The 18,818-nt window shown below is 74.1% G+C and carries 16 protein-coding genes; 4 read left to right on the top strand and 12 right to left on the bottom strand.

What is annotated here, in order from left to right:
• Positions 1–5: 5 nt before the first annotated feature.
• Genes ACFYOS_RS23675 through ACFYOS_RS23685 form a run of 3 tightly spaced genes read left to right on the top strand, consistent with a single transcriptional unit; the run spans position 6 to position 2,921 of the window.
• Positions 6–245: an acyl carrier protein gene (locus ACFYOS_RS23675; RefSeq protein ID WP_007072348.1), complete on the top strand. Its 240-nt coding sequence runs from the start codon at positions 6–8 to the stop codon at positions 243–245.
• 2 nt (positions 246–247) lie between these two features.
• Positions 248–1,474: a beta-ketoacyl-ACP synthase II gene (gene fabF / locus ACFYOS_RS23680; RefSeq protein WP_387145465.1), complete on the top strand. Its 1,227-nt coding sequence runs from the start codon at positions 248–250 to the stop codon at positions 1,472–1,474.
• Between the two features lie 22 nt (positions 1,475–1,496).
• The gene (locus ACFYOS_RS23685) at positions 1,497–2,921 is read left to right on the top strand and encodes an acyl-CoA carboxylase subunit beta (protein WP_387145468.1); all 1,425 of its coding nucleotides are present in this window, start codon (positions 1,497–1,499) and stop codon (positions 2,919–2,921) included.
• Positions 2,922–2,995: 74 nt separating this feature from the next.
• Here ACFYOS_RS23685 and ACFYOS_RS23690 read toward each other — a convergent pair whose 3' ends face one another.
• Positions 2,996–3,217 carry a hypothetical protein gene (locus ACFYOS_RS23690; protein WP_387145471.1) on the bottom strand — a complete coding sequence of 74 codons (222 nt, stop codon included), beginning with the start codon at positions 3,215–3,217 and terminating at the stop codon, positions 2,996–2,998.
• Between the two features lie 114 nt (positions 3,218–3,331).
• On the opposite strand from ACFYOS_RS23690, the gene ACFYOS_RS23695 reads away from it, so the two are divergent.
• A complete protein-coding gene (locus tag ACFYOS_RS23695; RefSeq protein WP_387145473.1) occupies positions 3,332–4,042 on the top strand; it encodes a class I SAM-dependent methyltransferase in 711 nt (236 codons plus the stop codon).
• A 31-nt stretch (positions 4,043–4,073) separates the two neighbouring features.
• On the opposite strand, the gene ACFYOS_RS23700 is transcribed toward ACFYOS_RS23695, so the two are convergent.
• The 11 genes from ACFYOS_RS23700 to ACFYOS_RS23750 form a co-directional block, all read right to left on the bottom strand.
• Positions 4,074–4,994 carry an ROK family protein gene (locus ACFYOS_RS23700; RefSeq protein WP_387145476.1) on the bottom strand — a complete coding sequence of 307 codons (921 nt, stop codon included), beginning with the start codon at positions 4,992–4,994 and terminating at the stop codon, positions 4,074–4,076.
• Positions 4,991–6,448, bottom strand: coding sequence for an argininosuccinate lyase (locus ACFYOS_RS23705; protein WP_387145479.1), 1,458 nt, complete (start codon positions 6,446–6,448; stop codon positions 4,991–4,993). Before ACFYOS_RS23705 ends, ACFYOS_RS23700 begins: the two co-directional genes overlap by 4 nt.
• A 56-nt stretch (positions 6,449–6,504) precedes the next feature.
• A complete protein-coding gene (locus tag ACFYOS_RS23710) occupies positions 6,505–7,458 on the bottom strand; it encodes an amidohydrolase family protein (protein ID WP_387145482.1) in 954 nt (317 codons plus the stop codon).
• The gene (locus tag ACFYOS_RS23715; RefSeq protein ID WP_387145485.1) at positions 7,455–8,285 is read right to left on the bottom strand and encodes a creatininase family protein; all 831 of its coding nucleotides are present in this window, start codon (positions 8,283–8,285) and stop codon (positions 7,455–7,457) included. The genes ACFYOS_RS23710 and ACFYOS_RS23715 overlap by 4 nt, the downstream gene beginning before the upstream one ends.
• Positions 8,273–10,057, bottom strand: coding sequence for an ABC transporter permease (locus tag ACFYOS_RS23720; protein ID WP_387145488.1), 1,785 nt, complete (start codon positions 10,055–10,057; stop codon positions 8,273–8,275). The genes ACFYOS_RS23715 and ACFYOS_RS23720 overlap by 13 nt, the downstream gene beginning before the upstream one ends.
• Positions 10,054–11,127: an ABC transporter ATP-binding protein gene (locus ACFYOS_RS23725; RefSeq protein ID WP_387145490.1), complete on the bottom strand. Its 1,074-nt coding sequence runs from the start codon at positions 11,125–11,127 to the stop codon at positions 10,054–10,056. The genes ACFYOS_RS23720 and ACFYOS_RS23725 overlap by 4 nt, the downstream gene beginning before the upstream one ends.
• Before the next feature lie 121 nt (positions 11,128–11,248).
• Complete coding sequence (locus ACFYOS_RS23730) at positions 11,249–12,292, bottom strand: extracellular solute-binding protein (RefSeq protein ID WP_387145493.1); 1,044 nt, start codon at positions 12,290–12,292, stop codon at positions 11,249–11,251.
• A 49-nt stretch (positions 12,293–12,341) separates the two neighbouring features.
• Positions 12,342–13,505: an ROK family protein gene (locus ACFYOS_RS23735; RefSeq protein WP_387145496.1), complete on the bottom strand. Its 1,164-nt coding sequence runs from the start codon at positions 13,503–13,505 to the stop codon at positions 12,342–12,344.
• 233 nt (positions 13,506–13,738) lie between these two features.
• The gene (locus ACFYOS_RS23740; protein ID WP_387145499.1) at positions 13,739–16,018 is read right to left on the bottom strand and encodes a hypothetical protein; all 2,280 of its coding nucleotides are present in this window, start codon (positions 16,016–16,018) and stop codon (positions 13,739–13,741) included.
• Positions 16,015–17,001: a glycosyltransferase family 2 protein gene (locus ACFYOS_RS23745; RefSeq protein ID WP_387145502.1), complete on the bottom strand. Its 987-nt coding sequence runs from the start codon at positions 16,999–17,001 to the stop codon at positions 16,015–16,017. Before ACFYOS_RS23745 ends, ACFYOS_RS23740 begins: the two co-directional genes overlap by 4 nt.
• Positions 17,002–17,096: 95 nt before the next feature.
• Positions 17,097–18,812 carry a glycoside hydrolase family 3 protein gene (locus ACFYOS_RS23750; RefSeq protein WP_387145505.1) on the bottom strand — a complete coding sequence of 572 codons (1,716 nt, stop codon included), beginning with the start codon at positions 18,810–18,812 and terminating at the stop codon, positions 17,097–17,099.
• Positions 18,813–18,818: the final 6 nt, after the last annotated feature.

An 18,818-nucleotide genomic window follows, 5' to 3' on the forward strand; every position in this document is an offset into this window, starting at 1 on the left:
CCGCAATGACCCGTGACGAGATCACCGCCGGCCTCGCCGAGATCCTCGAAGAGGTTGCCGGGGTGAACCCGGACGACGTGGCCGAGGGGAAGTCCTTCACCGACGACCTCGACGTCGACTCGCTCTCCATGGTGGAGGTCGTGGTGGCGGCCGAGGAGAAGTTCGGCGTCAAGATCCCGGACAACGAGGTGCAGAACCTCAAGACCGTCGGGGACGCGGTCAGCTACATCGAGGCGCAGTCCTGATCATGAGTCGCCCCGACGTCGTCGTCACCGGGCTCGGCGCGACGACCCCGCTCGGCGGGGACGTCGCGTCGACCTGGGACGCCATGCTCGCCGGCCGCTCCGGGGTGAGTGCGCTCACCCAGGAGTGGGCCGCGCAACTGCCGGTTCGGATCGCCGCCCAGCTCGCCGTGGAACCGTCCGAGGTGCTGGACCGGGTCAAGCTGCGCCGGCTGGACCGCTCCGAGGCGATCGCGCTCATCGCGGCGCAGCAGGCCTGGGCCGATGCCGGCCTGGCCGACTCCGGGCTGGACCCGGAGCGGCTGGCGGTCAGCGTCGGCTCCGGCATCGGCGGTGCCACCACGCTGCTCGCCCAGGACGACATCCTGGAGGCGTCCGGCCCGCGGCGGGTCTCCCCGCACACGGTGCCGATGCTGATGCCGAACGGTCCGGCCGCCTGGGTCGGGCTGGAGCTCGGCGCCAAGGCCGGGGTGCACTCGGTGGCCAGCGCGTGCGCGACCGGCGCGGAGGCGATCGCGCTCGGCCTGGACATCATCCGCTCCGGCCGGGCCGACGTGGTGGTGGCCGGCGGCACCGAGGCGGTCATCCACCCGCTGCCGATCGCCGGCTTCGCCTCGATGCGGGCCATGTCGACCCGCAACGACGAGCCGGAGAAGGCCTCCCGGCCGTGGGACAAGGGCCGCGACGGCTTCGTGCTCGGTGAGGGCGCGGGCGTGGTGATCCTGGAGCGTGCCGATCACGCCGCCGCCCGCGGTGCCCGGGTCTACGCGCGCCTCGCCGGCGCCGGTATCACCTCGGACGCGTACGACATCGTCCAGCCGCACGCCGAGGGCGAGGGCGCGATCCGGGCCATCGCGAAGGCGGTCGCCGACTCGGACGTCGCCAAGACCGACATCGCGCACGTCAACGCGCACGCCACGTCGACCCCGGTCGGCGACATGCTGGAGATCGGCGCGCTGCGCAAGGCGGTGGGCGACCACCCCGTGCTGGCGGCCACCAAGTCGATGACCGGGCACCTGCTCGGCGCGGCCGGGGCGCTGGAGTCGATCGCCACCATCCTGGCCATCCGCGACGGCGTCGTACCTCCGACGATCAACCTGGACGACCCGGACGAGGGCCTCACCCTGGAGGTGGCCGCCCACAAGGCGCGCCACCTGGAGATCCCCGCCGCGTTGAACAACGCGTTCGGCTTCGGCGGTCACAACGTGGCGCTCGTCTTCACGCGGCCCTGAGCACCACAGCCTGGAGGCACGAGTGACCACGACCGCCGTGAGCGCGGACAGCTCGACCGTGGACCACCGGGATCCCGAGGTCCGGCTGCGGGCCGTGTTCGACGCCGGCTCGCTGCGCCTGGCCTCGCCGCGGGACACCTCGGGCGCGCTGTGGGCGCGGGGTGAGATCGACGGTACGCCGGCGATCGCCTTCGCCACCGACGCCACGAAGATGGGCGGCGCGATGGGCACCGACGGGTGCCGGCACGTGGTCGACGCCATCGACACCGCCGTCCGGGAGCGGGTGCCGGTGCTCGGCCTCTGGCACTCCGGCGGTGCCCGGCTGGCCGAGGGCGTGGTCGCGCTCGACGCCGTCGGCCAGGTCTTCGCCGCGATGGTCCGGGCCTCCGGCCGGGTGCCACAGATCTCGGTGGTACTCGGGCCGGCGGCCGGCGGCGCCGCGTACGGGCCGGCGCTGACCGACATCGTGGTGATGAGCGGGGCGGGCCGGATCTTCGTGACCGGTCCCGAGGTGGTCCGCAGCGTCACCGGCGAGCAGGTGGACATGGAGCGCCTCGGCGGCCCCGAGCCGCACGGCCGGCGCTCCGGTGTGGTGCACGTGACGTGCCAGGACGACGAGGAGGCGCTGGCCGAGTCGCGCAAGCTCGCCGCGCTCCTCGGCCACCAGGGCCGGCTCTCCCCCGACGACGTGCCGACCGGCGGGGGCGACGGGCACGACCTGGCCGCCCGGATGCCGGCCGAGGCCAACCGGGCGTACGACGTGAAGCCGGTGGTCAAGGCCCTGCTCGACGAGCCCGGCGTGGAGTTGCACGCCAAGTGGGCGCCGAACGTCGTCACCGCCCTCGGCCGGTTCGCCGGTCGGACGGTCGGCGTGATCGCCAACAACCCGCTGCGGCTGGGCGGCTGCCTCGACGCCTCCAGCGCCGAGAAGGCGGCCCGCTTCGTGCGGATGTGCGACTCGCTCGGGGTGCCGCTGGTCGTGCTGGTGGACGTCCCCGGCTACCTGCCCGGCCTGGGCCAGGAGTGGGACGGCGTGGTCCGACGCGGGGCGAAGCTGCTGCACGCGTTCGCCGAGGCGGTGGTGCCGCGGGTGACCCTGGTGACCCGCAAGGCGTACGGCGGCGCGTACATCGCGATGAACTCCCGCTCGCTCGGCGCGACCGCGGTGTTCGCCTGGCCGAACGCGGAGGTCGCGGTGATGGGCGCGAGCGCGGCGGTCAACATCCTGCACCGCAAGAAGCTGGCCGCCGCCCCCGCCGAGGAGCGCGAGGCGCTGCGCGCCCAGCTGATCGAGGAGCAGATCCGGGTCGCCGGTGGCGTCAACCGGGCGTTGGAGATCGGCGTGGTGGACGGCGTGATCAAGCCGGAGGAGACCCGGCGCCGGATCGCCGAGGCCCTCGCCGGGGCCCCGGCGGCCCGCGGCGCGCACGGCAACATCCCGCTGTAAGGGCGAGGAAGGGCCTCCCCTGTCAACGCCTCAGGCATAGCAGGGCCCCTGCTGACGCCCGGAGCGGCAGTGGCTCAGCCCCGGTTGCGGGGATGCTGCCGGGCGGTGCGTTCGTTGCCCCGTCGGTAGTTGCCGGTCCACCGGGCCATCACCAGTTGCGGGTCGTCGTCGATCTCCGCGAGGAACTCCGCCGCGCGGCCGCCGCGCAGCGTCGCCGCCACCCGTCCATGGTGGTGGATCACGACCGAACCGTCGCCCCGCTCGACGTAGCGGAAGCCCTGCGCATCCTGTCCCATGGGCGCCCAGGCTGCCAGCGTCCGCCGCGGCCCGCACCTCCGTTTCGCCGCCGTCCCGGCCGGCCGCGGCCGGGGCCGCTAGGGTGGGGGCCGCCGAGGACCGAGGAGCACGCCGTGGAAGCGACCGAGATTCGCAAGCTCGCCGCGCTCGAGGACACCCACTGGTGGTACCGGGAGCGGCGGGTCCTGCTGGGCCGGGCACTGCGCCGGCTGGCGGCGGCCGGGGTGCGCCCCGAGCGGGCGCTGGACATCGGCGCGGCCGGCGGCGGCAACACCCGGGTGCTGCGGGCGCACGGCTGGCGGCCGCTCGCCCTGGAGTACAGCGCGGAGGGCGCCGGGGTGGCCCGGGAGCGGGGCCTGGACGTGATCCGGGCCGACGCCCGGCACCTGCCGGTCCCCTCGGCCAGCCTGGGTCTGGTGGTCGCCTTCGACATCCTGGAGCACTTCGACGAGGACCACCTCGCCGCCGCCGAGATCCGCCGGACCCTGCGCCCGGGCGGGACGGCGCTGATCGCGGTACCGGCCGACATGCGGCTCTGGTCCGCCCACGACGTGGCGGTCGGGCACGTCCGCCGCTACGACCGCGCCGGGCTGCGAGCGGTGGTGGAGAAGGCCGGGCTCGTCGTCGACGAGCTGTGGAGCTGGAACGTGGTGCTGCGCCCGGTCGCGGCCTGGCGGCGCCGCAGGTCCACCGGCAGCGACCTGGACGACCTGCATCCCCTGGTCAACTTCGGGCTGCACACGGTCGTCACCGCCGAGCGGTACCTGCCGGTGCGGACGCTGCCCGGTGTCTCGCTGATGCTGCGGGCCCACCGCCCCGCCTGACGGCGGGCCGGGGCGGCGCGGCGCGACCGGGTCAGCGGGGCGAGGGCACCGCCTCGCGAGCCAGGGTCAGCGCGCCGAGCAGCGCGGCGTCGTCGGCGAACCGGGAGAGCACCACGTCGGGCCGGTGCGGCAGCACCTCGGTGAGCCGGTCGACCAGCAGCCCGCGAATCAACGCGTTGCGGGCCACCCCACCCACCAGCACCACCCGCTGTGGATCCAGCAGCAGGCAGCAGGTGACCAGGTGACGGGCCACCTCGTCGACACGGGCGGCCAGCGCGTCGCGCGCCGGCCCGGGACGCTCCGCCGCGGCGGCGAGCCCGGCCGCCCCGTCCGGCAACCCGAGTTCCTCGGCGAGCCCGTCCAGGGCCCGGCCGGAGAAGTCCAGCTCCAGCATGGTGCCCGGCCAGGGGGCGCCGGCCACGGCGTACCCGATCTCGCCGGCCGCCCCGCGGTGTCCGGCCACGACCGCGCCCCCGACCGTCACGGCCGCCGCCACCCCGGTGCCGATCCCCACGACGAGGCCGGGGTCGGCGTCGCGCAACGCGCCCAGCCGCAGCTCGGCCAGGGCGGCCGCGTTCAGGTCGTTGTCCACCGCCACCCGGGCGACGTCGAGCGCGTCCCGGACCGCGTCGGCCAGCCGCAGCTGATCCCAGCCGGGCACGTTGGGGGCCAGGTCGATGCCGTCCGGGCGAACCACGCCGGGCGAGGCCACCCCGGCGGCGACGAGCGGCCCGCCGATCCCGGCGAGCAGTTCCCCGGCGAGGTCCAGCGCCCGTTCCAGGGCCTGCGGCGCGCCTCGCTCGGCGTACGTGGGGACCCGCCGGTGGGTGAGGAGGCGTCCCTGAGCGTCGGCCACCCCGACGGCCATCTTGGTGCCGCCGAAGTCGATGCCGAGCAGCAGCCCGTCGACCCGGGTGCCGGCCAGGGGAGACCCCGAGAGGCGCACGCTCACCGGGCCACCAGCTCGGCGGCGACCGCGTCCAGCGCCTCGTCGGCGCCGCTCAGGCGGTCCCGTACCGCCGCCAGCCGGTCGGCGACCCCGTCGAACGCGACGCGCAGCGTACCCACCTGGGCGCGGACCGCGGCGGCGCCGGGACCGTCCACCTGGGCCCGCTTCAGCACCAGGTCGGGACGAACGGCGGCGGCGATCAGGTCGTCGACCGCGGCATCGTCGAGCGGGCCGGTGAGCCCGTCGGCGGCGCCCCGGACGCCCTCGGCGGTCCAGGTGTCCGGCGCACCGGCCCGCACCAGCCGGCCGACCACCGAGTGGGCGGCCCGGAACGGCACGCCGTGCCGGGTCAGCGCGTCGGCCGCCGCGGTCGTGGTGGCGCCGGAGGCGACGATCTCCTCCCGGGTCGGCGGGGACAGCGGCGCGATCTCGGCGAGGAAGCCGCCGACCAGGGCGAAGAAGCGCTCCGCCCGGTCGTTGCTCTCCCAGAGCCGGACCTGCACGTCGGTGGTGGCGTTGTTGGAGTCCTCCCACCAGGCGGCGCCCACGTTGTTGAGCACGGAGGCCGCGTCGGCGGCGGCCTGGCCGGCATAGGACACCAGGTGCTCCAGCACCACCGGATTGCGCTTCTGCGGCATGATGCTGCTGCCCTGGGTGAAGTCGGCCGGCGTGGTGACCCAGTTCCAGCTCAGCCAGTCCATCAGGGTGCGGGCCAGCCGCGCCCCGGTGGCCAGCGCCTGCGCGTTGAGGGTTCCGACGCGGACCAGGTGGTCGGCGCCGGCGACGGCCTCGTAGGAGTTGGTCACCAGGCCGGCGAAGCCGAGCAGCTCCGCCACCCGGGCCGGGGCGATCTCCAGGTCGGTGCCGGCGAACGCGCAGGAACCCAGCGGCGAGACGTTGAGCTGGTCGATCAGGTCGGCGTAGGCGACCGCCTCGCCGGCGAGCGCCTCGGCGTACCCGGCGAGAGCGTGCCCGATGGTGGTGGGCTGGGCCGGACGGCGGTGGGTGTAGCCGGTGATGACCACGTCCGCGTACCGGTCGGCGCTGTCCAGCGCGGTCCGTCCGGTGGCGAGCACCCGGTCCAGCACGCCGACGAGCTGGCCGCGCAGCAGCATCCGGAACACGCCGGCGTCCAGGTCGTTGCGACTGCGGGCCATCTGCACGTCCAGCTCGGACGTCGGGATGCCGCAGGCCGCGGCGAGCCGCTTCTCCAGCAGGTAGTAGGTGTCCTCGAAGCTGCCGTCGTAGGCCGGCGCCGGAGTGGTGTCGGCGCGCAGCTCGGCCAGCCCGCGCAGCAGGCGGGCGCCCCGCTCGGCGGGGATCAGCCCCTGCTCGGTCAGCATCACGACATGCGCCTGGCTGGCACGCACCATCGCCGGGTAGAGGTGGCCGACGTGGTGGTCGTACGTGGGCGCCAGGTGGTGCCGCTGGTAGGTGGTCAGCGCTGGTGTGCTCATGGCGGTTCCTTCCAGTCCGCGGGCGTCCGGTCGGGCCGTCCTGCGGGTTCGGCCGGTCAGTCGGTCAGGCCGAGCAGTCGTTCGGCGTTGCCGGCGAAGATCGCGCGAAGGTGGTCGTCCGGCATCCCCAGCTCGCGGCAGACCCGGAGCTGGTCGTCGAGGTAGCGGGTGACGTAGCCGCGCGGGAACCAGGACGAGTCGCTGCCGAAGACGATACGGTGCGGGCCGATCGTCTCGTAGCAACGACGGAAGAGGTCCTCCAACGTCAGCTTGTACGGCATCCAGCGCACCCACTGGTTCGAGCCGGACGTGTCGACGTGGATGTTGGGGCAGCCCCAGGCGGCGAAGAAGAGCTCCTGGACATGCTGCACGCCGAAGTGCGGCACCACCACCAACAACTCCGGGAAGCGGCGGGCCATCCGGGCCAGCTCGTCCGGGCCGCCGTACCGGCCGAAGCTGAGGCCGCCGGCGCTGCCGTAGTGCCCGATGTGGATCAGCACGGGCACGCCGAGGCGCTGGGCGGTGCCCCACAGCGGGTCCAGGTCCGCGTGGTCCAGCGGCCCGCGCAGCAGCGGGGCGAACAGCTTCAGCCCACGCAGGCCGCGCTCGGTCACCGCGCGTTCCAGTTCCCGCGCGGCGTCCGGCCCGTACGGGTCGTGGTGGGCGAAGCCGAGCAGCAGGTCCGGGTGGCGGTCGACCACGTCGGCGAGGGTGTCGTTGCCGCCGCCGGTGACGAAGACGGCCCGGCGGACGCGCACCGCGCGCAGCTCCTCGGCCCAGCGGTCCGCCTCGTCCTGCCAGCGCTCGGCGGGCGGCTCCGGGTCGGGGAAGCCCCACGCCTGGCGCCACTGCCGGACGTACGGGGCCGAGCCGGCGGCGCGTACCGCCCGCTCGTGCTCGCCGCCCGGGTGCATCCCGGCGGCCTGCTCGCAGGCGTGGATCGTCTCGTCGGCGCCGATCCGGAAGTGCAGGTGGAAGTCGACGACGTCCAGTCCTCGGTCGACGGTCATGACTCTCCCCCGGTCGCCAGCGGGTCGGCGGTGGGCGGGGACGGCGGTGCGGCGGCCACCCAGGCGGCCACGATCTCGCGCAGCCGCGCTCCGGCGAGCGCCCGGACCGTCCGGCCGGCCTCCTCGCTGGCCAGCGTGACGTGCCCCGACCAGCCCTGCCAGGGATCGGGGCGGGACTCGACCAGCACGTACGGGTGGCTCACCGGCAGCTTGGGCTTCGGCGGCAGGTCGGTGGCGGCGTCGAGGCGTACCGCGCCGGGGTCGAAGCCGAGCACCCCGGAGGTCTCGTACGCCCCGCCGTGCCCGCGGGCCGGCGGCGCGCCGTAGATCTCCGTCGTCTCCGCCGGGGTGACCAGCTGGAACCAGTTGACCAGCAGCAGGCTGGCGGTACGCCGGCCGGAGACCCACTCCATGGCGGCCCGGACCGTGGACATGTTCGCGTCGTGGCCGTTGACGACCAGCAGCCGGGGGAAGCCGGCGGCGACGATGCCCTCGATCACGTCGGCCAGGTAGCCGACCGCGATCTCCGGCCGGATCGCCACCGTCCCCGGCCAGGGCCGGGTCTGCCCGGGACACGCCGCGTACGCGACGGCGGGGAAGAGCACGCCGCGGGGCCCCGGCACGTCGCGGGCGCTCTCCCCGGCGAAGCCCTCGGCGAGGATCAGGTCGGTGCCGAGCGGCAGGTGCGGGCCGTGCCACTCGACGGCGCCCACCGGGAGCACCGCGAAGTCTGCCGCCGCGGCGACCGCGGCGAGTTCCCCACCGGGGATCCGGGCGGCGGGGAGCAGCCCGCCGCCCGCCGGCCAGCGGTCGGTCACGCCGTCCACTGCGCCGCCTCCCGGCTGGCCCTCGGGCCGCTCTCCAGCCGCCCGGAGACCACCATCACCACGAAGATCAGGACGATCTGGAGCATGCCGTACGCGGCGGCGGTGCCCACCTCGAACGAGTACATCCGATTGTTGATCTCGACGGAGATCGGCGCCGTCTCCGAGGTGTAGATGAGCACCGAGGCGACGAACTCGCCGACACCGTGCACGAAGGCGAGCAGCGCGCCGGCCAGCACGCCCGGCAGCATCAGCCGCAGGGTGACCGTGCCGAACGCCCGCCACCAGGACGCGCCGAGGTTGCGGGCGGCCTCCTCGAGCGACGGGTCGAGCTGGGCCAACGTCGCCGAGCTGGACCGGAACACCAGCGGCAGGAACCGCACGAAGTACGCCAGCGGCATGATCCAGAAGGTGCCGATCAGCACCTGGCCCAGGCTGAACGCGTTGGCGGTGCTGAACGCCGAGATCAGGTTGAGCGCCACCACGGTGCCGGGCAGCGCCCAGGCCAGCATGACCGCCACGTCGAGCAGGCCGCGCCCGCGGAAGTTCAGCCGGCGCACCGCGTACGCGATGAGCACGCCGACCACCACGCAGCCGACCGTGGCGATCAGGCTCATGTTCAGCGAGTTGACGATCGGCCGGTACGCCTCCGGGTCGGAGAAGATCGTGACGAAGTTCTGCGTGGTGTACGCCGAGGGGATCACCTCGGTCGTCCACGAGCCATCCTGCGAGAAGGCCACCAGGGCGATCGTGCCCACCGGGGCGAGCAGCACCACGGTGGCGAGCACCGAGGCGAGCAGGGCCAGCCACCGGCCGAACGGGTTGGTGATCTCCCGGCGGTGCGCGGCGACGCCCTTGGACTGGGAGCGGTAGCTGCGTCGTCCCTCGTACCAGCGCATGCCGAGCAGGAAGAGCACCGACACCACGCCGAGCACCGAGGCGTACGTGGAGGCCATCGGCAGGTCGCCGTTGGTGCGGTTGATGTAGATCTGCATGGTCATCGTCTGGTCCACCCCGAACAGCAGCGGGGCGGTGTACGACGCCAGCGAGGTCATGAAGACCAGCAGCGAGGCGGAGACCAGCGCCGGGGTGAGCATCGGCAGCAGCACGGTCCGCCAGACCCGGACCCGGCCGGCGCCCAGGTTGTACGCGGCCTCCTCCACCGACGGGTCCATGCCGACGAGCGCGGCTGAGGTGGCCAGGTAGAAGAACGGATACATGGTGAACGTGTGCACCACCAGCACCCCGGCGAGGCCGGTGAACGGCAGCACCGGGTTCTCCGTGCCGAACAGGTGCTGCAGGCCCCGCGGCAGGATGCCGGTCTCGCTGTAGAGCAGCTGGAACGAGATCGCCCCGATCAGCGGCGGCAGCGCCGCCGGCACCAGGATGATCGCCTCGATCAGCCGGCGGCCCGGAAACGAGAAGCGCTTGAGCAGGAACGCCATCGCCACTCCGACGATGCCGCAGAGCACCACGCTGGCCGCCGAGATCAGCAGCGAGGTGACCAGCGCGGAGCGGGCCACCCCGTCGCCGGTGAGGAAGACGCTGTAGTTCGCCAGGCCGTCCACCCCGACGCTCTCCGCGAAGGTGGCGAACATCGGCTGCACCACGTACCCGAAGAGGATCAGCGCCAGCGGGAAGACCAGGACGTACGGGAACCAGGGTGAGTTGGCGCCGCCGGCGAACCGCCAGGGCCGGCGGGCCCGCGGCGGCGTCGGCTCCTTGGTGACCGGCGGGACGGTGGCCGCGCCGGGGGTGGCCGGGATGGTGCTCATGGCCGTACCACCCACATCCGCTCCCGCGGCAGGCGCAGCCCGACCTGGTCGCCGACGGCCAGCCCGGCGGGTACGTCGATGGCGGTGACCTGCACCGGCTCGCCGGCCACGTCGACCAGGAGGTTGGTGGACATGCCGGTGAACTCCAGCTCGGTCACCCGGCCGGAGAGCGCGCCGACCTCGGTGGCCGAGGTGAGCCCGATGTGCTCGGGCCGGACGGAGACCAGCGCGGCGCCGTTCTCGCGCAGCCCGTGCTCGGCGGGCGCGGCCACGGCCACCTGGTCGCCGCCGGGCAGCGCCACGGTGACGGTCTGCGGGCCGGCGGCGGCGACCGGCAGGCTGAGCACGTTGCTGCGGCCGATGAACCGGGCCACGAACGCGTTCGCCGGCCGGTGGTAGATCTCCTGCGGCGCGCCGATCTGCTGGACCCGGCCGGACTCCATGACGGCGATCCGGTCGGACATCGCCATCGCCTCGGCCTGGTCGTGCGTGACGTAGATGGCGGTGGTGCCGCTCTCCTTCTGGATCCGGCGGATCTCGACCCGGGTCTCCTCGCGCAGCTTGGCGTCGAGGTTGGACAGCGGCTCGTCGAGCAGCAGGGTGCGGGGGCGGATGACCAGGGCGCGGGCCAGCGCGACCCGCTGTTGCTGGCCGCCGGAGAGCTGATCGATCCGGCGGTCGCCGTAGCCGGCGAGGTGCACCTGGCTCAGCGCCTCCTCGACCCGCCGCTTCGACTCCGACCGGCCGACCTTGCGGATCTTCAGGCCGTACGCGACGTTCTGCGCGACTGTCATGTGCGGGAAGAGCGCGTAGTTCTGGAACACCATGCCGGTGTCGCGCTTGTTCGGCGGGCGGTGGGTGACGTCCTCCTCGCCGAACCGGATCCGGCCGGAGGTGGGGAAGTAGAAGCCGGCCACCATGCGCAAGGTGGTGGTCTTGCCGCAGCCGCTCGGGCCGAGCAGGGTGAAGAACTCCCCGGCGGCGATCCTGATGTCGACGTCGTCGACGGCCGCGGTGTCGCCGGCACGCGCGAAGCGCTTACTCACCGACTCCAGCGTGACATCGATCATGATGTCTCTCCTTGCGTCCGGTACCGGGTCCGACCGGTGGTGGGTGGGGCCAGACCCGGTCTGGCGGTGCGTACGAGAGCCGGGGTGCCGGGTGCGTTCCCGCACCCGGCACCCCGGAGGGTCAGCCCTTGTTCTTGATCTGGCTGTTCCAGTGGTTGATCCACTCGGTCTCGTTCTTGCCGATCACGTCCCAGTTGACGTCCAGCGGCTTGAGGTTGAGTTGGGTCAGCCACTCCGGCTTCTGGGCGATGTCCACGGCCGGGATCTGGTAGTAGTCCTTGGCCAGGTCGGCGCGGAGCGAGTCGTCGAAGAGGAACTCGATGAACTTCTGCGCGCCGGTGGTGTTGCCGCCCTTGACCGCAGCCAGTCCGTCGACCAGGACCGGGGCGCCGGAGGCCGGCATCACGTAGCCGAAGGGCATGTTGGACTGGTTGGCCTGGAGCAGGATGTCCTGCAGGTTCCAGGCGCTGAGGACGCCCTGCTGGCGGGACATCTTCAGGTAGAGGTCGGTCGGGTTCGCCGCGTACGCGCCGGTGTTGGCGTCGAGCTTCTTCAGCCAGTCGTAGCCGGGCTGCGGGTTGCTGCCGTCCGGCGACTGCCGCTGGATCATCGAGGCGTAGATCGACCGCATCGTGCCGGAGGCCGCCACGTCACGGATGATGACCTTGTCCTTCCACTCCGGCTTCAGCAGGTCGTCCCAGTCCTTCGGGGCCTGCTCCGGGGTGACGGCCTTGTTGTTGTACATGATGACCTCGGGCAGCAGGATCTCGCCGAACCAGCGGCCCTCGGGGTCCTTGTACTTGGCGTCCATCTTGCTGGCGAACGACGGCTGCCAGGAGGCGAGCAGGTCCTCGGAGGCACCGGAGGCCAGCCCCTGCTGGGTGCCGCCCCACCAGACGTCGGCCTGCGGGTTGGCCTTCTCGGCCCGGACCCGCTCCAGGATCTCCTGCGCGCCGAGGTTGAGGACCTCGACCTTGCCCTTGTACTCGGGGTACTTGGCAGTGAACTTGTCGACGACGAAGGTGGCGACCTTCTTGTCGCGGGCCGTGTAGATCGTCAGCTTCTCGGTGCCGCCGGCGGCCTTGTCGCTCGAGCCGCCACCGCAGGCTGTGCCGGCGGCGAGGACGGCGGCGAGCGCTCCGGCGAGAAGAAGTCGACGTCTCATGTGGTACCTCCGAGGGGTGTGGGGGAACTGCGTTGTTCTGAGGGAGATGTCAGGGGGTCGGTAGCAGGGTGGGCAGGCCCGCGGCGGCGGCGGAGAGCGCGTAGCTGACCGCGCCGTGCAGCACCGCCTGATCGCCGAGGACCGCGCGACGTACCTCGGTCGGGCTCGGCGCGGCGGCGGAGACCAGGGCCTGGAGCCGGTCCACGGCGGCGTCGTCCAGCTCGGCGGCGGCCCCGCTGAGCAGGACCCGGCCGGGGTCGACGACGCAGGCGCAGGAGACGATGAGGCGGGACCAGGCAGCGAGCACCTCGTCCAGGTACGCGGCGGCCCGGTCGTCGGCGGCGGCCAGGTCCACCAACGCCCGGACGGGCGACTCGGGACGGCGGCCCGGGGCCAGGGCCACCACCTTCTCGGCGATCGCGCTCTCCGACCAGCGGGCCTCGAACGGACCGATCCCGTCGTGCCCCCGGTCGGCCGGGTCGAGCGGCAGGAAGCCGACCTCGCCGGCCGCCCCGCCGGAGCCTCGGCGGACCTGTCCGTCCAGCACCAGGCCGGCGCCGATGCCGTCGGCCACATGCAGCAGGAGCAGGTCGGCCACGTCCGCGCCGGCACCGGCGGCGTGCTCGCCGGCGGCCATCAGGTTCACGTCGTTGTCCACCACCACCGGCACGCCGAGCCGCCGCTGGACCGACTCCCCTACCGGCCGCGCCTCGACCAGGCCGACCGAGGGGGCGAGCCGGACCGCGCCACCGGAGGAGACGCCGGGGGCGGCGATGGCCACCCCGCGCAGCGCGGGCAGCGCGTCACCGGCCAGCTCGGGCACCGCCTTGCAGATCAGGTCGACGATGTCGCCGGTGAGCCGGACGGTGCGGTGGGCGACCACCGCGCCGTCGCTGTCGGCGATCTCGCAGCTGATCCGGGACGGCTCCAGCGCGACGGCCGCGACCAGCTCGGCGCGGGGATTGAACTCCAGCATCGTCCGGGGCCGTCCGGCCCGGGACGCGCCGGGTCCGCGTTCGATCAGGTAGCCCTCGGCGATCAGGTCGCGGACCAGCGGGGTGAGCGTGGCCGGGCTCAACCCGGTGAGCTCGGTCAGCTCGGCACGGGAGAGCAGCCGCACCTGGCGGGCGGCGGAGATCACGGAGAGCCGCTTGATCTCCTTCGACCGCTCCCGGCTCACCGGGCTCGTCGGTGGCGTCACCACGTCAGTCACCATTCATTCCTACGGCGAACGAATTATCTCGTCAAGTAACGAAAGCGTCTCGACCGGCCGACGGGACGGTTATGAGCTGCGGAAATATCCATGAATCAGGCCACCAGAGGACAATGCTCCGGCACCGATCCGGAGGTCAGGAGCACGCCGGGCCGGTTAGTTTCTTTCGCAAACTAAGAAAGACCTCGCACAGCCTCTCAATGCCAGTCCCGGCTGGCCTGGTCCTGACGCCTTCATCGCAGCCGGTAGACGGCCATCCGGCCGTGCTCGTAGCGCAGGTCGGCCAGCGTGCGCAGCGTCGGCGACTCCGCGCCGACCTGGCGGTCGACCACCAGCCAGCGGACGCCGTACCGGTCGCGCAGGGCGGCCAGCCCGGCTGCGGTGGGAGCGGTGAAGGCCGCGTCGTTGGCGCGCTGCCGGGCGGCGTCCCAGAACGGCGCGTACGGGCCCTCGGGCAGGCCGACCATCCGGGGCGCGAACGCCCACCCCTCGACCAGCACCGACCGCTCGGCGTAGCCGCTCAGCCAGAACGAGCGGGCGTCACACCAGCCGTCCACCACAGCCCGGCAGTGCACGTTGGTGGCGAGCACGTCGTCCGGATCGCTGTGCGCGTGCACCCAACGGGCCGCCTGGACCCGGGAGGCCGGCATCGCCACCACCGGGTACGCGCCGCCGTTCGGGTGCGTCCGGGCGGCGGCCGCGTCCATCACCAGCCCGGGCGCCCCGGCCACCAGCACGGCGGTGAGCAGCAGCAGACCGCCCCGGCCGGCCAGCCCGGGCCAGCGCGCCACCAGCACCGGCCAGTACAGCGCCACCACCAGCGCCAGCACGGCCAGCGCGACGGCCCAGCAGAGCAGCGGCAGCACCGGGGCGTACGCCGGGGTGGCCGGCGTGCTGGTCGCGGAGCTGAGCTGGACCGCGGTGAGCAGCACGGCGAACCCGGCGGCCCCCGCGCCGAGGAGCCGGCGGCCCCGGGCGGACAGGCCGGCCCGGTCGGCGACCTCGACCCAGCCCCAGGCGGAGAGCAGCACCCCGAAGGCGAAGCCGGTGCGGGTGAAGTACTGGTTGCTGCTGCCGGGATGCCCGGCGAGCAGATACCCGGCCGGGCCGGCGAGCGCGCCGCCGAGCAGGAACACCTGCACCGGTTCGAGCCGCCGGCGACGCAGCCGCAGCAGCGCCACCGCGCCGGCCAGCCGGAGCTGGAGGTTGAACAGGAACGCCAGCGCGACGAGCACCCAGAGCAGCGCGGTGACCCCGGCCGAGCGGCCGGTCGGCAGGTACGGGCGCAGCCCGGAAAGCGGGTCGAGGGTCACCCCGTGGCTCTCGAAGGCGAAGAGCACGGCGGTGGCGAAGAACTGCGCGGCCAGGGCCAGCCCGGCGGCGACCAGCACGGCTCGGGGCAGCCGGCGGCGGACCACCAGCGCGACGGCGGCGGTGAACGCGAGCGCGGCCAGCACCACGGGCAGCGTGCTGGCCTTCGCGCCGGTGGACGCGGCGAGGAAGAGCACCACCAGCACCCAGGCGCCCCGGCCCAGGGCGGGCACGGTCACCCCGCGGGCCCGGCCGACGATCTCGCCGAGCGCGGCGACCAGCGGCAGCAGCAGCACCCAGCTGTACGTCATCGACGGGCTGCCCCACACGATGAAGGTGGCCTGGCTGCCGAAGAGCTGCCGCCAGCCGTTCTCGAAGCCGAACTCCCCGACGGTGAACATCAGCGCGGCGGCCGCCACCCCCGCGTACGGCCGGCCGGTGATCCGCCAGCCCACCACCGCGACCAGCACGGCGGCCAGCGCGCAGAGCGCGGGCACGCCGAGCCGGAAGAAGACGGTCGGCAGGTCGACCCCGCTGACCAGGCTGGTGGCGGCCAGGTGCGCGAAGCCGAACCAGTGGTAGTGCAGCGGCTCCCCCGCGGCCTGCGGCACGTCCAGCGGCACCTGGTGGGTGGCCGCCCCGGCGAGGGAGAGCTGGAAGGCCAGGTCGATGTACTGGGCCTGCCCCTCGTCGGTGGGGAGCACCGGGGTGACCGCGAGGAACGAACCGGACAGGTAGAGGGTGAAGCCGGCGACCACCCCGGCGAGCGACCAGGCCCAGCCGGTGGGGGCGACGGCGGGGTACCGCACCCGCCAGTGCCGGCGCAGCCGGGGCACGGCGGCGAACGGCACCAGCACCGCGAGCGGCCAGAGCCGCAGCCAGCCGGGCACGCCGAGGGCGGTGAACACGGCCCAGGCGGCCAGCTCCAGCACCAGGCCGACGGCCGCGCCCATGGCCAGGTCCTCGACCAGGGTGTACGCCCGGCGACGCAGGGCGCGGAACACCAGGGTGCCGGGGAGCAGCACGGCCAGCAGCGCGTACCCGGTCCAGCGGGCCAGGGCGGCGACCGGGGTGCCGGCGACGAGCAGGACGGCGGCGACGAAGGCGTACCCGGCGAGGGCCGGAGCGTAGCGGCGCAGGGCGGGGCGGCGGCCCGGGCCGACCGTCGACGGGGCGGCGTCCCCGGTGGCGAGGGCGGTCACCGCAGGCTGTCGGCCAGTGCGGCGCCGTCCGGGCGCACCGGCTCGCCGGCGGCGCTGTCGCTCGCCACCGCGTACGCCGGGCGGCCCTGCACGGCGGTGTAGATCCGGGCCACGTACTCGCCGAGCAGGCCGAGGCAGAGCAGCTGCACCGCGCCGAGGAAGAGGATCGCCACGTAGAGCGAGGGCCAGCCGCTGACCGTGGCGCCGGCCGACCAGGCGAACACCGCGACCACCACCAGCACCCCGCAGACCGCCACCCCGACCAGGCCCAGCCAGGTGGCCACCCGCAGCGGGGCGGCCGAGAAGCTGGTGATGCTCTCGGCGGCCAGCCCGGCCATCCGGGACAGCGGGTACTTGGTCCGGCCGGCGGCGCGCTCCTGCCGCTCGTAGGCGACCTCCCCGCCGGGGAAGCCGAGCCAGGGCACCACCAGCCGGAGCACCGGACTGTGTTCGGGCAGCTCCCGCAGCGCCTCCACGACAGCCCGGCTGAGCAGCCGGAAGTCACCGGCCTGGGCGGGCACCTGCTCGCCGACCAGGCGGCGGACCAGGCGGTAGTAGCCGGCTGCGGTCCACCGCTTGAACCGGGTGTCCCGGCTGCGGTCGGCCCGGAGGCCGTAGACCACGTCCAGCTGGTCGGCGCGCGCCCGGCGGAGCATCTCGACGATCACCTCGGGCGGGTCCTGGAGGTCGGCGTCGATGCTTACCACGTACCCGCCGCGGGCCCGGAGCAGCCCAGCGACCAGGGCCGCCTGGTGGCCGCTGTTGCGGCGCAGCCGGAGCACCCGCAGCTCGGGCCAGCCGACCCGCAGCGCGGCCAGCCCCGCCGCGGTCCCGTCGGTGCTGCCGTCGTCGACGGCCACCACCTCGTAGGCCTCGCCGAGCCCGTCGAGCACGCCGCGCAGCCGCTCGGCGAGCAGCGGCAGGACGCCCTCCTCGTTGAACATCGGCACCACCACGGAGAGTGCCGGCTGCGGTGCGGTCACGGCGCTCGACCCCTCCGGTTCCTGCGGTGGCGGACGGGGCCGACGCTACCAGTGGGGCGGTCGTGCCCGGGCCCGTCGCCGGGCACCGTCCCCGGTCAGGTGCCGCAGGCGGTGGCGGGCAGGCCGGTCACCGAGACCGGGGACCGACCGGTCGGGCGGGCCTTGCCGGCGAGCACCCCGGCCAGCGCGGTCATCGACGCCCGGCTGGACGAGTAGGTCGCCAGCAGCGTCGGCGACTTCGCGTCGGCCAGCACGTACGGGGTGTCCATGGCCACCGTCACCGCCGCGTCGGCGCGCAGGTCCTTGGCGTCGTCGCCGTACCCGACGAGGTGCACCACGGTGCCGCCGCTGGGCACCACCTTGACCCCGGCGGCGGTGAGCGCCGCGGTCAGCGTTGCCCGGGTGTGGTTCCGCCCGGCGGAGGAGGTGACGGTGACCGGGCCGGCCGCCGGGGTGCCGCACCGGCCGCGCAGCATGGTGACCGCCGCGGCGGCCAGGTCGCCGGCCGCCTTCTGGTGCTCGGCGCTGCCCAGCGTGGCCAGGTCCGGAGCGGGCCGGTCGGCCAGCGTGAACTTCATGGTCAGCACCCGCGTGGCGGCCTCGACCAGCCGGGCCCGCGGCAGCGAGCCGCCCTTGAGCGCGGCGAGCAGGCCGTCGTACGCCTGGCGCACGTTCGGGGTCATCAGGATGAGGTCGTTGCCGGCGTTCAGCGCCCGCACCGCGGCCTCCCCCGGGGACCAGCGCTTGGCCGGCGCCATGTTCATCCCGTCGGTGACCACCACGCCCTGGAAGCCGAGCTGGCCGCGGAGCACGTCGGTGAGGACCTTGTGGGAGAAGGTGGCGGGGGTACCGGGGTCGACCGCCTTCACGTCGAGGTGGGCGGACATCACCGCCATGGCACCGGCGTCGATCCCGGCGCGGAACGGCGGGAACGCGAGGCGGTCGAGCACGGCCCGGGACTGGCCGACGACCGGCAGGTCCTTGTGCGAGTCGGCGGCGCTGAGGCCGTGGCCGGGGAAGTGCTTGACGGTGGCCGCCACCCCCTCGGCCTGCAACCCGCGGACCGCGCCGGTCACCTGCCCGGCGGCGTTCTTCGGATCGGCGCCGAAGGAGCGGGAGCCGATCACCGTGCTCCGGGTGGCGAGCACGTCGGCGACCGGAGCGAAGTCCATGTTGATGCCCATGGCCGCCAGCTCCGCACCGGCGGCGCGCCAGGCGGCCTCGGTCAGCGCCGGGTTCCCGGCCGCGCCGGCAGCGAGGGGGCTCGGCAGCAGGGTCACGCCGTCGCTGATCCGGGTGACCACCCCGTACTCCTGGTCGGTGCCGATCAGGAAGGGCGCCGGGCCGGCCGGCAGCTTGCCGGCGGCCTCCCGCAGCCCGGTGGTGAGTTCGCGGACCTGCTTCGGGTTGTCGACGTTCGTGGTGGCCTGGTTGCCGGAGGTGGGGTCGTCGGCACTGAAGCCGACCAGGATCACCCCGCCCAGGCGGTACTTCGCCACCATCTCGGCCGGCGTGTCGACCCCGGCGAGGGCCTGATTGCCGGCGGCCGAGCCCGGCGAGACCTTGGTGGCCGAGCTGCCGTACGCGTACGGCATCAACACCTGTCCGACCAGGTCCTCGTCGGCGAGGGTGCGGACCAGGGCCTCGGCGCGCGCCTTCGGGTCACCGGGGGCCGGGTTCGGGCTCGGGGCCGCCGACGACGGGCCCGGCCCGGGGAGCCGAGGTCCTCCCGGCTCCTTCGCACAGCCGGAGACGAGCAGCGCGGTCAGTGCGGCGAGCGCGACGAGGGTACGTCGAGGGGTGGTCGACACCCGACG

Source organism: Micromonospora sp. NPDC005806, from assembly GCF_042871425.1.
Classification (GTDB): domain Bacteria; phylum Actinomycetota; class Actinomycetes; order Mycobacteriales; family Micromonosporaceae; genus Micromonospora.

Coding starts and splice junctions, on each gene's coding strand:
- ACFYOS_RS23675 (WP_007072348.1), top strand. CDS start 6: ATGACCCGTGACGAGATCACCGCCGGCCTCGCCGAGATCCTCGAAGAG.
- ACFYOS_RS23720 (WP_387145488.1), bottom strand. CDS start 10,057: ATGAGCACCATCCCGGCCACCCCCGGCGCGGCCACCGTCCCGCCGGTC.
- ACFYOS_RS23690 (WP_387145471.1), bottom strand. CDS start 3,217: ATGGGACAGGATGCGCAGGGCTTCCGCTACGTCGAGCGGGGCGACGGT.
- fabF (WP_387145465.1), top strand. CDS start 248: ATGAGTCGCCCCGACGTCGTCGTCACCGGGCTCGGCGCGACGACCCCG.
- ACFYOS_RS23725 (WP_387145490.1), bottom strand. CDS start 11,127: ATGATCGATGTCACGCTGGAGTCGGTGAGTAAGCGCTTCGCGCGTGCC.
- ACFYOS_RS23730 (WP_387145493.1), bottom strand. CDS start 12,292: ATGAGACGTCGACTTCTTCTCGCCGGAGCGCTCGCCGCCGTCCTCGCC.
- ACFYOS_RS23710 (WP_387145482.1), bottom strand. CDS start 7,458: ATGACCGTCGACCGAGGACTGGACGTCGTCGACTTCCACCTGCACTTC.
- ACFYOS_RS23705 (WP_387145479.1), bottom strand. CDS start 6,448: ATGAGCACACCAGCGCTGACCACCTACCAGCGGCACCACCTGGCGCCC.